Raw genomic sequence first — 14,806 nt, 5'->3', positions numbered from 1 at the left:
TAGATAAAATCAAGGAAATATTGTTACCCATTTTTATTTCTATTTTGATTGCTTACCTTATTAATCCTTTTGTGTTGTTTTTTGAAGGTAAAGGCATAAAAAGGGTGCAATCGATATTAATTGTATATTTTTTGTTGTTATGTATTATAGTATTAACTGTATTATTTATATTTCCAATAATAACTAATGAAATGTCAAGTCTTTTAAAATGCTTCCCGGATATATTGATGATCTAACATATAAAATTAATGATATCAAAAATAATTATTTAGCATATCTGCCAAAAGAATTTAGCACTGTATTTGTAAAACATACTAATATGCTCAATAGAGAAATTGCATCTATGATAGATGCAGCAATACAAAGCATTATTTCACTGACTGGTCATATATTAAATTTGATATTGACACCTATCATTACATTTTACTTATTAAAAGATAAAGATATATTAAAAAGTGAGATAAAAGAGATAATTCCTGAGAAGATGAGAGGCAGATTTGCAAAGATATTAAAAGATTTAGACGGTGTTATGAGTAAATACATAAGAGGTCAAATATACATTTCTGCTGTTGTAACTATCCTAACATCGATAGGACTTATGATAATAAAAGTAAAATATTCAGTGTTGATAGGTATTTTAGCTGGAATTTTAAATATAATACCATATTTTGGACCAATACTGGGATCTATTCCTGCCATTATGATGGGACTTATTGATTCTCTTTACAAAGGTATTTGGGCATTTATCATATTTTTCTTAGTACAGCAAATTGAAAGCGCATTTTTTGCGCCAAAAATCATGAGCGATAGTGTAGATCTGCATCCTATAACTGTAATAGTTGCACTTTTAGTTGGAGAAGAATTTTTTGGAATATGGGGGCTGCTTTTGTCTGTTCCTGTTGTGGCTATGATTAAAGTTATATTAAAAGACGTTTTTATTGAGGTATAATAGCAATTGTTGACTTTAATTAGGCTTTCTTGTAAAATATACATAAAAAGAGAAGGTATTTGCCGTCCCTTGCAGGACGTTTTTTTGTAAACTTAAGGAGGATATATATGGAAAAACTCGGAATGAATGAGATAAGGGAGAAGTATCTAAGTTTTTTTGAAAGTAAAGGGCATTTAAGATTGCCAAGTTTTTCACTTGTGCCTAAAAATGATAAAAGTTTATTGCTTATTAACGCGGGAATGGCTCCTTTGAAACCGTATTTTACAGGGAAGGAAATTCCACCAAGAAAAAGAGTTACTACATGCCAAAAGTGTATTAGAACTCCTGATATAGATAGAGTTGGAAAAACGGCAAGGCATGGGACTTTTTTTGAAATGCTGGGCAATTTTTCTTTTGGCGATTATTTTAAAAAAGAGGCAATACCATGGGCGTGGGAGTTTGTGACGAAGGTTTTGGAATTGCCGGAAGACAGACTATGGGTAACTGTATATGAAAACGATGATGAGGCTTACGATATATGGAACAAAGTTGTAGGACTTCCGCCTGAGAGAATCGTCAGAATGGGTAAAGAAGATAATTTTTGGGAGATTGGCACAGGTCCGTGTGGGCCGTGTTCTGAAATATATTTTGACAGAGGTGAAGAAAAAAGTTGCGGGAAGCCAACTTGCGGAGTTGGCTGTGATTGTGACAGATTTATAGAATTTTGGAACCTTGTATTTACGCAATTTGACAAAGATGCAGAAGGTAATTATAACCCATTGCCAAAGCCAAATATAGATACAGGTATGGGGCTTGAGAGAATGGCTACAATTATGCAGGGCGTTGATAGCATTTTTGACGTTGACGTTATACGTGGGATTACTGATTATGTTGGCGAGATGGCAGGTGTGAAATATGGAGACGACAAGAAAAACGATGTATCTTTAAGGGTTATAACTGACCATATTAGAGGGGTTACCTTCATGATATCTGATGGTATATTGCCATCAAATGAAGGTAGAGGATATGTCTTAAGAAGGATTTTAAGGAGAGCTGCAAGATATGGAAAATTATTAGGGCTTGATAAACCATTCTTACATACCGTTGTGGATGTTGTTGTAGAACATTATTCTGGAGCATATCCTGAACTTATAGAAAGAAAAGATTATATAAAGAAAGTAATAAAAAAAGAAGAAGAAAGATTTAAAGAAACAATTGATCAGGGGTTAAGTATACTTGATGAGTATATAAACGATCTAAAATCCGAAGGAAAAACCGTCCTTGAAGGAAATAAGGCATTTAAATTATACGATACTTATGGTTTTCCTATAGAACTTACAAAAGAAATACTTAATGAGTCAGGTATGACGGTAGATGAAGATGAATACCAAAAAGAGTTGGAAAAACAGAGATTAAGGGCTAGAAGTAGCAGGAAAGAAGATAATGCTCTTTGGGAAAAAGATATTTATTCAACACTGAAAGATATAGAAACAAAATTTGTAGGCTATGACTCAGTAAAGTCAGATGCTAAAGTTTTGGCTATTATAAAGGATAATGAAATTGTTGATTCTGCTGAAGCTGGAGAAGAAGTAAACGTGGTTTTGGATGTGACGCCGTTTTATGCAGAAAGTGGTGGGCAAGTTGGTGATAAAGGTGTTATAAAAAATGAAGATGTTCTTGTCAATATAAAAGATTGTAAAAAGGCTGGTGGAAACAAGTTTGTTCATATAGGTACTGTTGAAAGAGGTATTTTAAGCGTAGGTGACACAGTTGAAGCTTTGATAGACAATAAGAATAGGCTTAGTACAGCCAGAAATCACACTGCAACACATTTGCTTCATAGCGCATTGAGAAAGTTTATAGGTGATCATGTACATCAGGCGGGATCTTTGGTTACGCCGGAAAGGCTCAGATTTGATTTTACTCATTATCAAGCACTTACTGATGAAGAAATTAAGGCTATAGAAAATGAGGTTAACGAGAAAATATACGAAAACATAGATGTTTCGGTTGAAATTATGTCACAAGATGAGGCATTAAAAAAAGGTGCTATGGCATTATTTCAAGAAAAATACGGTGATGTTGTCAGAGTCGTAAATGTATCAGATTACAGCAAAGAGCTATGCGGAGGAACGCATGTAAATAATACAGGAAATATAGGAGTATTTAAAATTATTTCAGAAAGTGGTGTTGCTGCAGGTATCAGGAGGATAGAAGCTGTAACTGGGATAAATGCAATAAAGTATTTAAATGAAAAAGAGGAAATAATAGCTAATGTTGGTCAAATCCTTAAAGTTAATGAGAAAGACATTGTGAATAGGATTATTGGGTTGAGTCAAACTATAAAGGACTATGAAAAACAGATGGAGCAGTTGAAATCAAAAATTGTTTTGTCTACATCTGAGAGATTAGCTAATTCAGCAGTAGACTTTAATGGGGTGAAATTTATTAGCGCTGTACTAAATGATTTAGATGTAGATGAACTGAAAATGTTGGGCGATATACTCAAAGACAAATTAAAGAGTGCTGTCTTAGTATTTGCCACAATAAGAAATGGAAAAATTAATTTTGTAGGAATGGCTACAAAAGACGCAGTTAAATTTGGTATAAATGTTGGAACTATTATAAAAGAAGTGTGCCAAGTTGCAGAAGGAAAGGGCGGCGGAAGACCTGATATGGCACAAGGCGTTGGTAATAACCAGGATAAAGTTGACGAAGCTTTGAACGTATCAAAGATGTTGGTTAAGGAAAAATTTCAAATAATATAAACTTAAACTTGACTTGTATTCATCATTTAATATATTATAAACGTATAATATATTAAATGAAAATCCCATAGAGGTGATAAAAATGGCTGACCGCAATGATGAAACCGTAAGATTTCATTTTGAAAATGAAGACAACAAAGCTGAAGATATATTAAAGTCAGTTTATGATGCTTTATTGGAGAAGGGATATAATCCTATAAATCAGATAGTAGGTTATATTCTATCAGGTGATCCTACATATATAACTAGTCATAAAAATGCTAGAAATCTCATAAGAAAGATCGAAAGAGATGAATTAGTAGAAGAACTTGTTAAAAATTATCTTGAAAAATAGAATTTAGCCTCACACTGTGGTGTGGGGCATATTGCATTTGATTGGGGAGAATAAAATTGCGTACTATAGGTTTAGATGTTGGTGATAAGACGATTGGAGTTGCTATAAGTGATCCATCAGGTTTAATAGCACAGGGAATAAAAACTATTAAAAGGTCAAATCTAGATGATGATATACAAGAAATTAATAAAATTATAAATAGTTTTAAAGCTGAAGAAATTGTTGTAGGCTTTCCTAAGAATATGAATGGAACTATAGGGCCTCAAGGGCAGAAGGTCATTAATTTTGTGGAAATTCTAAAAAAAGAAATAGATTTGCCTATATTGTTGTGGGATGAAAGATTAACGACGGTTGAGGCAAACAGAATGCTTATTGAAGATGCAGATATGAGAAGGGACAAGAGAAAGAAAGTCATAGATAAACTGGCAGCGACGATAATTCTACAAGGGTATCTTGATCATAAAAGGAAATTAATTTAACTTGACAGGAAATTTTTTGTATAATACAATGAGATTATCCTGATATAAGAAATGAGGTGATTTTTTTGGATAACGAACTTAATAATGACATTATTGAGCTTATTGACGAGGACGGAAATGAAGTAGACTTTGAACTTATTTCATCTTTTGAGCTTGATGATACGAGATATGCTGTTGTTGCACCTGTAGATAGCGATAGTGATGACGCATATATTTTGAGAGTTGAACAAGATGAAAACGGCGAAGACATATTCGTTGGGATAGAAGACGAAGATGAATTTAATGATGTAGTAGAAGCATATAATGAATTGATGGAAGAGTATGATTGTGATTGTTGCGATGATGACTGTGATCATGACCACGACAACGAATAGATATACCTATTTAGGTATATCTTTTTTAGTATTATCGAAAAATTAAAACCTCTAATTATTACAAATATTACCTGGGAAATAACACCATTTTAAATTGCTAATTTCTCACATCTAACCGTTATATTATCACTATAAATATGTTAATTTTCAAAAAGAATAGTATTAAGCCAATAAATGCCTGCATTTTTCAAATAATTAAGTGCTTATGAAATTTTTGTTTAGTTTCAATTGAAAATATATCTGTTTTTGTGCTAATATAGGATTATATTCGACTAAAAATTGATTTTATTTTTATAAAAATAGTTGACAATTGAGAATGTTAAGCATAAACTTTTATAAATAAATAAAATGTAAGGTGGTGAAAAAATGAACGAAATTGATGATATAAAAGAAAGCTTAAAGCAAAAAGGATTTAAGTTAACGACTCAAAGACGTGCTATACTTGATGTTATTATAGAAAATCGTGAAAAACATTTGTCATCTGAGGAAATATATGATCTAGTTAAAGAAAAATATCCTGAAATAGGTCTTGCAACAGTTTACAGGACATTGCAACTGTTTGATGAACTCGGAGTAATTTATAAATTAAATTTTGACGATGGAAGAAGTAGATATGAGCTTTATCATAATGAAGACCATCAACACCACCATTTAATTTGTTTAAAATGTGGAAGTGTGATAGAAATGGAAGAAGACCTATTAGAAAATTTAGAAGATGCTATAGAGAATACAAAAAATTTTCAAATTGTCGATCATAATGTAAAATTTTTTGGATATTGCAGTAAATGTAAGCAAAATAAAAATTAGGCCTGTCGGATTGACAGGCTCAATTTTTTTATATCTACTTGAAGATGATCACCAAATAAAGTATAATACAATTAATTAGTGTGTGTACGGGTAATGTTTTATTGTCGTTGGTTAAAATATTATTAGCAATATATAAAAAAGAAGGGAGATATGTATTTGACAAATAAAACGAAATTAAAAATCATACCTTTGGGCGGATTGAACGAAATAGGGAAAAACATGACTGTTATTGAATACGGAAATGACATTATAGTCATTGACTGTGGTCTTGCTTTTCCTGATGATGAGATGCTGGGGATAGACCTTGTTATTCCGGATATTTCATATTTGTTAAAAAACAAAGAAAAAGTTAGAGCTATTGTTTTAACACACGGACATGAAGACCATATTGGTGCATTACCATACGTTTTAAGGCAGCTTAATGTGCCTGTATACGGAACACGTTTAACGCTTGGTCTGGTTGAATATAAATTAAAAGAAAATGGGCTTTTAAGAGATAGTAAGTTGGTAACGGTGAAGCCTCGTGAAACAGTAACATTTGGACAGCTTAAAGTAGAGTTTATAAGAACATCTCATAGCATAGCTGATTCGGCAGCACTTGCTATTCATACGCCTATTGGTACGGTATTTCATTCTGGCGATTTTAAAATAGATTTTACGCCGATAGGAGGAGAAGTAGCGGATTTTCACAGATTTGCTGAACTTGGAGAACAAGGCGTGCTTGTAATGATGTGCGATAGCACGAATATTGAAAGACCTGGTTATACAATGTCTGAGAAAACTGTCGGTGATACCTTTGACAATATTTTTAGAAGAGCGGAACAGCGCATAATCGTTGCAACATTTGCATCAAATATTCACCGTGTTCAGCAAATAATTGATTCAGCGTATAAATATGGAAGGAAAGTTTCGATATCAGGACGAAGTATGATTAATGTCATCAATGTTGCTAATGAATTAGGGTATTTAAGCATACCGGAAGGTACTTTTATAGATATTGATGAAGCAAATAAACTTCCGTACAGTGAGGTAGTTATTATTACTACAGGCAGCCAAGGTGAACCTATGTCAGCACTGACAAGAATGGCATCGTCTGAACATAAAAAAGTTGAGATAGTACCAGGTGATACAGTTGTAATATCTGCATCTGCGATACCGGGTAATGAAAAGTTAATATCAAGGGTGATTAATCAGCTTTTTAAGAAAGGAGCTGAAGTAATATACGATGCATTAGCGGACGTACACGTTTCTGGCCATGCATGTCAAGAAGAGATTAAATTACTCCACACACTAATAAAGCCACAATTTTTTATTCCCGTACACGGAGAATATAGACATTTGAAACAGCATGCTAGATTGGCAGAAGATCTTGGTATGGACCCTAAAAATATATTTGTAGCCGATAATGGCACGGTTATAGAGTTTACGAAAAATTCTGGAAGGATTGCCGGTTCTGTGACTGCTGGCAAAGTGTTAGTAGATGGATTAGGTGTTGGTGATGTAGGTAATATCGTATTGAGGGATAGAAAACACCTTTCTCAAGATGGATTGTTGGTAGTTGTTGTAACAATCTCTAAGGAAAAAGGTTCCGTAATTGCTGGACCTGATATAATATCAAGAGGATTTGTATATGTCAGGGAGTCAGAAGATTTGATGGAACAAGCTAAAAATTTAGTTAGAGAAACTCTTTTACAATGTGAAAAGGATGATATAACAGAATGGTCGTCAATAAAGACGATGATAAAAGAATGTTTAAGTAGCTTTTTGTATGAAAAAACTAAGAGAAATCCAATGATATTGCCAATAATAATGGAAATATAGGAGGATTGAAAAATGAATGTATATGATAAAGCATATGAATTAAAGAAAGCTATTGAAGAGCTGCCTGAATATAAAGCATTTAAAGAAGCATTTAAAAAAATTGAATCTAATGAACAAAATAAAAAAATGCTGGAGGATTTTAGAAAGAAACAATTAGAAATTCAAACTAAAGAATTAACTGGAGAAGAAGTTACAAAAGAAGATGAAGAAAAGTTAAAGAAGCTTTATGAGATATTAAGTCTCAATCCAGAATTAAATGCTTACCTTTCCGCTGAGTACAGTTTTTCTCGTATAATGGATGATATTACAAAGATTATAATGGATGTTGTTAATTTGAAATAATAAGTAGAAACAAGTAAGAATAAAACCTTACTTGTTTTTATTTGTATATAATTATATAATCTTTGTATAAAGTGTCGATTTTTGTTTTTAAGGGGAGCAAAACATGATTAAAGTAGAGGACAAAAGAAAAAAAAGGCGAATAGCAATCATAGTAATTTTTGTTTTCTTTGTGTTATCATCTGTAATCTATTATGAAAGTCTTTTTAAGCCTGTTGACAATAATTCAACACAAAAAGAGGTTGTTATTCCATCAGGTTCTTCGACTGTTGAAATAGCAAAAATTTTGCGCAGCAACAATCTTATAAAAAGTGAATGGTTTTTTATAATGCGGGCACGTCTTTATGACGATAGTGTACAAATGAAAGCTGGAAAATATCTTTTAAGTTCAAATATGACTACTGATGAAATAATAGAAAAGTTAAAAAGTGGAAAATCAATAGTGGATACTGTGAAATTTACCATACCTGAAGGGTTTACAGTAAATGAAATCGCAGATCGATTACAGCAAATGGGTATAGTTAATAAAAATGATTTTATTAATGAGGCTGAAAATGGAGTATTCAACTATGATTTTTTAAAAGATTTACCTAAAGACAGGCCTGACCGCTTAGAGGGATATCTTTTTCCGGATACCTATATTATAAAAAAAGGGACAAATGCACATGATATTATAAATCTTATGCTATCTAGATTTGATGAAGTGTATAAAACCTATATAAAAGGAAATGAAACAAATGTTGGTATGTCAACTGACAAGATAATTATAATAGCGTCGATGATTGAAAAAGAGGCCAAAATTGATAAAGATAGACCTTTAATTGCAGGAGTGATCTATAATAGATTAAACAAAAATATGAAATTGCAGATTGATGCAACTGTTGAATACGCTTTAGGAAAGCATAAGGAAAAACTGTCACTTGATGATTTAAAAATTGACTCTCCGTACAATACTTATAAAAACTATGGACTTCCTATAGGTCCTATTAGCAATCCGGGATTAAAATCTATAGAAGCAGCATTAAATCCTGTAAAACATGATTATTACTACTATGTAGCTCAAAGTGATGGTTCTCACATTTTTAGCAAGACGTATTTAGATCAGTTGAATGCAGAAAAAAGTGTTAATAAAAATTAGAGGTGCTGATTTAGATGATAGATAGTGACGTAAAATTTATAAGACAATTATTTGATACAAGACAGGGGATACTAAAAGATATTGAAGATTACGCAAATAAAAACTTTATTCCTATTGTAAAACCTGAAGTTGCTAAATTTTTGGAGACAATTATTAAAATCAAACAGCCAGAAAATATTTTGGAGATAGGTACAGCCATTGGTTATTCTTCTATCGTAATGCTATCAGCATATGAGAATTCCAAAGTTTTTACTATTGAAAAAGACATGGATATGGCTGAGATAGCAAAAGAAAATTTCATTAAAGCCTCCTTGTTAAATAGAGTGGAGTTAATAAAAGGTGATGCATTGGATGTCTTACCTTGTCTTAATAGAAAATATGATTTAATATTTATCGATGCGTCAAAAGGACATTACAAGGAATTTTTTGATGAGTCTTTAAAAGTATTGAAACATAATGGTGTTTTGATTTGTGATAATATTTTGTATAAAGGATATGTAGTTAATGAAGTACATGTTAAACATAAACGCAGGACAATAGTTTACAGGATGAGGGATTTTATTTCATATATTTTGAACAAAACAGGAATATCTACGTCGATTATTCCTATAGGCGATGGATTGTCTATAAGTGTAAAGGAGTGAAAAAATGGTTGAATTGTTATCACCTGCAGGTGATATAGAGAGAGTAAAAATTGCAATAAATTATGGAGCTGATGCTGTTTATTTTGGTGGAAGCAATTATGGACTCAGAGCTACAGTTGGTTTTAATATGGATGAGATTAAATATGCGGTTGAATATGTTAAAAAGCATGGGAAAAAGGCATATTTAACTGTGAATATTTTCCCCCACAATGAAGATCTTGTGGGATTGCCTGAATACATCTATGAAGTAAGCAAAACTGGTATAGATGCTGTAATAGTTTCGGATCCTGGAGTTTTTTCAGTAATAAGGGATGTTGCACCAAAACTTGAGATTCATATAAGTACACAAGCAAATAACGTTAATTACAGAAGCGCAATTTTTTGGCATAATCTTGGCGCAAAGCGTATAGTTCTGGCAAGAGAGTTGTCATTAGAAGAGATAAAAGAAATCAGAGAAAAAACTCCTAATGATTTAGAATTGGAAGTTTTTGTTCATGGAGCAATGTGTATTTCATATTCTGGCAGATGTCTTCTTAGCAATTATTTAACAGGTAGAGATGCAAATAAAGGTGAATGCACACACCCTTGTAGGTGGAAATATTATATTGTTGAAGAGAAAAGACCAGGTCAATATATGAGCATTGAAGAAGATGACAGAGGAACATATATAATGAATTCTAAAGACTTATGTATGATAAAATATATTCCGGATATTATTAAAGCTGGTGTTACTAGTTTAAAGATAGAAGGTAGAAATAAAAGCTCATATTACGTTGCTGTTGTGACAAAAGCTTATAGAAAGGCTATAGATGATTTTCTTAAATTTGGTGATAAATACGTTTTTGACGAAGAACTTTTAGAAGAATTGGGCAAAGTTAGCAATAGAGATTTTACGACTGGATTTTATTTTGGAAAGCCGGGAGCTGAATCACAAAATTATAATTCATCGTCATATATAAGAAATTACAATATTGTAGGAATGGTCCTCGATTATGACGAAGAAAATGGAATTGCAATAGTTGAGCAGAGAAATAGATTCTTTTTAGGTGATGAGGTTGAAATTATTGGCCCGCATGATATGTTTACTGAGGTTATCAATAGGATGTATGATGCAGATGGGAATGAAATAGAAGTTGCACCACATCCACAAATGATAGTTAAAATACCATTTGAGAGGAAAGTTGGGAAATACTACATGCTGAGGAAAAAAGCTTAATTTATGTATGTGAAACTCCTTTAAGGGAATAATAATCCTAGAAAGGAGTTTTTTTATGTATAAAAAAAGTACTAGAATTATTGCTTTAAATATTGTTATAACATTATTAATATTAGGTTTACTAATGAGATTATTCTATATTCAATATATAAAAGGAGAAACATACGCTAAAATTGCTGTCCAACAGAAGATGGAGAGTCTAAATTTGGAAAAGAGAAGAGGTGAAATCTATGATAGAAATTTAATACCTTTTACTGATAGAACTTATACAGAATATATTTATGCTATACCAGGTATGATTGTAAACAAAAAAACGGCGTCAATAATTTTAAATAAAATAACGGGAATTTCAGACATGGAAATATATAAAGATCTAAATTCTGAAAAGGATATTATTAAATATAAATGTAAATATACATACAAAGGAAATTTACCAATTGGACTCTTTAAGATGGATACACCTCAGAGATATGATTCTAATTCTTTAGCAAGGCATGTAATAGGTTATTATGGAACAATAAGTTATGGATTGGAAAACACATTTAATAAAACGTTAAGCTCTGGCGGAAATGAATCTGTTGCCGTTTTTAAAGATAATTACAACGATTATTTAAAAGGCTTGGGTGTAAAGATTATAAACTCTCAAAATAAAGTATTTTCCATTGAGACTACATTGGATTATCATATTCAAAAAGCAGTAGAAGATATTTTAGATAAAAATAAGATAAATGGAGCGGCGGTTGTATTGGATGTGAAAAATGGCGATATTTTAGCTATGGCTTCAAGGCCAAACTACGATCAAAACAAGATAAGCAGTTACCTTGACAGCAAAAATGAAGAATTGTTGAATAAAGCATTGATTGAATATCCGCCGGGTTCCATATTTAAAATTATAGTGGCATCTGCGGCATTGGAAAATAAAAAAGTAAATGTATACGACAATTTTATTGACGAGCCATATATAAATATAGACGGTGTAATTTATCATAATTTCATGGGTGAATCGAATGGCTTAATAAATATTAATAAAGCATTTGAAGTTTCATCAAATACTACTTTTATAAAAATTGGGCAAAAAACAGGAGGCAGCAATATAATTGATATGGCAAAAAAGTTTGGAATTACAAAAGATGATAATTTACCTGTAGAAGAACAAGTAGGTACATTGCCTTTGTTGAATAATACATACGGTGCAGGTATAGGAAATCTTTCAATCGGTCAAGGTGATGTTACTATGACTCCATTGCAAGCAGCGGACATTGCAGCTACAATTGCAAATGACGGTATAAGAAATGTGCCAAATCTTTTGAAAGCCGTTGTGGATGAGAATGGCACAGTGGTGGAAAATCTCCATAAGACGAATTCGTACAGAGTAATCAGTGAAAGTACAGCATTAAGCGTAAAGCAAATGATGAGAGATGCTGTCGCCAATGGAACAGGTAAAAATGCAGAGACAGAATATAAATCTGCAGGGAAAACCGGTTCGGCTGAAGTTAGCAGAGAAAAGAACATATATCACGCGTGGTTTACAGGCTTTGTGCCGTATGACAAACCAGTCTATGCCATATCTGTGTTTGTGAAAAATGGTGATATTGGAGGAATTAAAGCAGCTCCAATATTTAAAGAAATTGCTGAAGAAATAATGAAATATTATAAATAAGACTTGCACCTAAACATTTTAGCGCGCATATATTTTTTTATGTGACTTAAAATATGGAGGTGTCAATAATGTGGGCAACACTTATTGCACTAATTACGTCAATTGTAAAAGATATAATTAATTTTGGCTATTTAACAAATGCTAGTTCATTTCCCCAGCCTCTTACAGCAGAAGAAGAAAAAAAATATTTTGAAGCTTATAAAAACGGCGACGAAGAGGCGAAGAACATTTTGATTGAAAGGAACTTGAGACTTGTAGCACACATTGTTAAGAAATACAGCAATACAGGAAAAGATGTCGATGATCTGATATCAATAGGAACAATCGGGCTTATAAAAGCTATTACAACTTATGATGCTTCAAAAGGAACACATTTGGCAACATATGCAGCTAGATGCATTGAAAACGAAATATTGATGTCGTTGAGAGCTGAAAAAAAGATAAAATCAGAGATTTCATTGCAGGATCCCATAGGTATTGATAAAGAAGGTAATGCAATTTCGCTAATTGACATATTAGGCACTGAAACAGATGAAATCAGTGAACAGGTAGAGTTAAAGATGCAGATAAAAAAACTATATAGCAAGATAAATAGTGCCCTTAAAAGCAGGGAAAAGTTGATAATAGAATTGAGATATGGACTCGTAAATGGCGGTGCCAAGACGCAAAGGGAAATAGCAAAAATGCTTGGCATTTCAAGGTCATATGTATCAAGAATAGAAAAGAAAGCATTAAACAAATTATTTAAAGAAATGACGATGTAATAAAGAATTTATATGTTTAAAAACTTAAAAGTTTAGACTAAGTATAATTTTCAAATTTATTGTCATAAATCTGACGCTGTCTATATTGACAGTTTATTTTTTTATAAAGTATAATTAAAAAGTAAGTTTGGGGTGAATTTATTGTATAAAAAATTGATTCCTGATATGTATGTAAATTCAATATACGATATAAATTTTGAGGAATTAAAAGAAAGAGGTATAACTTCATTAGTTTTTGATATTGATAATACACTTGTACCTCAAAAAATATTAAATCCTGATCGAAAAGTTATTAATTTATTTAAGTTTTTGAAATCAAAAGGGTTTAAAATTTGTTTGATATCAAATAATACGACGAAAAGGGTCAATAATTTTACAAAAAATATAGGTATACAAGGAGTTTCTTGGGCAATCAAGCCAAGAAAAGCTGCTTTTTATAAGGCTTTAAAAATGCTTGATTCCAAGCCTGAAGAAACTGCCATCATTGGTGACCAAATTTTTACAGACATACTTGGAGGACACAGAGTTGGACTCTTCACAATACTTGTAAGGCCTTTATCAAGTGAAGAGTTTGGCTGGACTAAATTGATGAGAAAACTTGAAAGAAGAGTATTAAAAAAGGTGTGAGAAGATATGCGCATAGACACAAAAACTGATATTTACGGGATAATAGGACATCCTATTGGACATAGCTTGTCACCATTAATACATAATGCGGCATTTGAAAGTAATAATTTAAACTCGGTTTACGTGTCTTTTGATGTATATGAAGAAAATTTAAAAGATGCGATTTTAGGTATAAAAGCATTAGGCATAAAAGGTATAAATGTTACGGTGCCTCATAAAGAAAATGTCATAAAATATCTAGATTATGTATCTGATGAAGCGAAGCTAATAGGTGCAGTTAACACGATAAAAAATAATAATGGAATATTAGAAGGATACAATACTGATGTTACAGGGTTTACCGAATCACTTAAAGAGCATGGTATAGAAGTTGAAGGGAAAAATGCGGTAATACTTGGAGCTGGTGGTGCCGCAAGAGCTGTTGCAGTAGGACTTTCGCTTGCAGGTGTCAGAACAATAATTGTCGCAAATAGATCGAAAGAAAAGGCAAGAAATCTTAGCACCTACATAAAAAATAATCTCGGCATAAATTGTATTGATGTTACGTATGATGATTTGAATCAGCTTGAAGAAATAGATATTCTAGTAAATGCTACAAGCGTCGGTATGTCTCCAAATATTAATTTATCTCCAGTAGATGAAAATGTCGTAGTAAAAGCAAAATTTGTTTATGATATTATCTATAATCCTGAAAAGACACTATTGCTAAGTTATGCAGAAAAATGCGGTATTAGAAATCTTAATGGATTTGATATGCTTATTAACCAAGCAAATCATTCTTTTAAAATATGGACTGGTGTGAATTTCAACAGGAGTATTATTTTAAATATTCTTAAAAAGAAGGATTTTGTTAAATAATGTAGAATATAATTTATAGGTAATTTCAGTTTTTGAATAATTTTAGAAT

At 31.9% G+C, this 14,806-nt stretch carries 14 protein-coding genes and 1 pseudogene; all 15 read left to right on the top strand.

Translation table 11 applies throughout. The features are described from left to right. Positions 1 to 8 precede the first annotated feature (8 nt). The 15 genes and pseudogenes from Q2T46_RS01355 to aroE all read left to right on the top strand — a co-directional run bounded on the left by Q2T46_RS01355 (position 9) and on the right by aroE (position 14,757). Positions 9 to 949: pseudogene (locus Q2T46_RS01355) on the top strand (AI-2E family transporter). Positions 950 to 1,056: 107 nt separating this feature from the next. After that, on the top strand, positions 1,057 to 3,696 hold the full coding sequence (gene alaS, locus Q2T46_RS01350; RefSeq protein ID WP_303264585.1) for an alanine--tRNA ligase: 2,640 nt from the start codon (positions 1,057 to 1,059) through the stop codon (positions 3,694 to 3,696). An 82-nt stretch (positions 3,697 to 3,778) separates the two neighbouring features. Next, positions 3,779 to 4,030, top strand: coding sequence for an IreB family regulatory phosphoprotein (locus Q2T46_RS01345; protein WP_303264586.1), 252 nt, complete (start codon positions 3,779 to 3,781; stop codon positions 4,028 to 4,030). Positions 4,031 to 4,086: 56 nt separating this feature from the next. Continuing rightward, positions 4,087 to 4,509 (top strand): Holliday junction resolvase RuvX, encoded by a 423-nt coding sequence (ruvX, locus tag Q2T46_RS01340; protein WP_303264587.1) that lies wholly within the window; start codon positions 4,087 to 4,089, stop codon positions 4,507 to 4,509. Between the two features lie 65 nt (positions 4,510 to 4,574). Then, a complete protein-coding gene (locus Q2T46_RS01335; protein WP_209454742.1) occupies positions 4,575 to 4,883 on the top strand; it encodes a DUF1292 domain-containing protein in 309 nt (102 codons plus the stop codon). A 366-nt stretch (positions 4,884 to 5,249) separates the two neighbouring features. Continuing rightward, positions 5,250 to 5,690, top strand: a complete 441-nt coding sequence (locus tag Q2T46_RS01330) for a Fur family transcriptional regulator (RefSeq protein WP_303264588.1) — start codon at positions 5,250 to 5,252, stop codon at positions 5,688 to 5,690. 150 nt (positions 5,691 to 5,840) lie between these two features. Further along, positions 5,841 to 7,511, top strand: a complete 1,671-nt coding sequence (locus Q2T46_RS01325; RefSeq protein ID WP_303264589.1) for a ribonuclease J — start codon at positions 5,841 to 5,843, stop codon at positions 7,509 to 7,511. Positions 7,512 to 7,523: 12 nt separating this feature from the next. Further along, positions 7,524 to 7,853, top strand: coding sequence for a YlbF family regulator (locus Q2T46_RS01320; RefSeq protein ID WP_303264590.1), 330 nt, complete (start codon positions 7,524 to 7,526; stop codon positions 7,851 to 7,853). 103 nt (positions 7,854 to 7,956) lie between these two features. After that, positions 7,957 to 8,988, top strand: coding sequence for an endolytic transglycosylase MltG (gene mltG / locus Q2T46_RS01315; protein ID WP_303264591.1), 1,032 nt, complete (start codon positions 7,957 to 7,959; stop codon positions 8,986 to 8,988). Positions 8,989 to 9,002: 14 nt separating this feature from the next. Next, on the top strand, positions 9,003 to 9,632 hold the full coding sequence (locus tag Q2T46_RS01310; protein ID WP_303264592.1) for an O-methyltransferase: 630 nt from the start codon (positions 9,003 to 9,005) through the stop codon (positions 9,630 to 9,632). A gap of 4 nt (positions 9,633 to 9,636) precedes the next feature. Then, a complete protein-coding gene (locus Q2T46_RS01305) occupies positions 9,637 to 10,848 on the top strand; it encodes a U32 family peptidase (RefSeq protein WP_303264593.1) in 1,212 nt (403 codons plus the stop codon). A gap of 55 nt (positions 10,849 to 10,903) precedes the next feature. Further along, complete coding sequence (locus Q2T46_RS01300; protein WP_303264594.1) at positions 10,904 to 12,508, top strand: penicillin-binding protein 2; 1,605 nt, start codon at positions 10,904 to 10,906, stop codon at positions 12,506 to 12,508. 68 nt (positions 12,509 to 12,576) lie between these two features. After that, a complete protein-coding gene (gene sigK, locus Q2T46_RS01295; RefSeq protein WP_303264595.1) occupies positions 12,577 to 13,272 on the top strand; it encodes an RNA polymerase sporulation sigma factor SigK in 696 nt (231 codons plus the stop codon). Positions 13,273 to 13,413: 141 nt separating this feature from the next. After that, positions 13,414 to 13,899 carry a YqeG family HAD IIIA-type phosphatase gene (locus Q2T46_RS01290; protein WP_209454749.1) on the top strand — a complete coding sequence of 162 codons (486 nt, stop codon included), beginning with the start codon at positions 13,414 to 13,416 and terminating at the stop codon, positions 13,897 to 13,899. 6 nt (positions 13,900 to 13,905) lie between these two features. After that, positions 13,906 to 14,757, top strand: coding sequence for a shikimate dehydrogenase (gene aroE, locus Q2T46_RS01285; protein ID WP_303264596.1), 852 nt, complete (start codon positions 13,906 to 13,908; stop codon positions 14,755 to 14,757). The last annotated feature ends 49 nt before the right edge of the window (positions 14,758 to 14,806 follow it).

Source organism: Thermoanaerobacterium sp. CMT5567-10 (genome assembly GCF_030534315.2).
Taxonomy (GTDB): domain Bacteria; phylum Bacillota; class Thermoanaerobacteria; order Thermoanaerobacterales; family Thermoanaerobacteraceae; genus Thermoanaerobacterium.
Note: the sequence above shows the minus strand (reverse complement) of the source record. Positions and strands in the feature narration are given on the sequence as shown.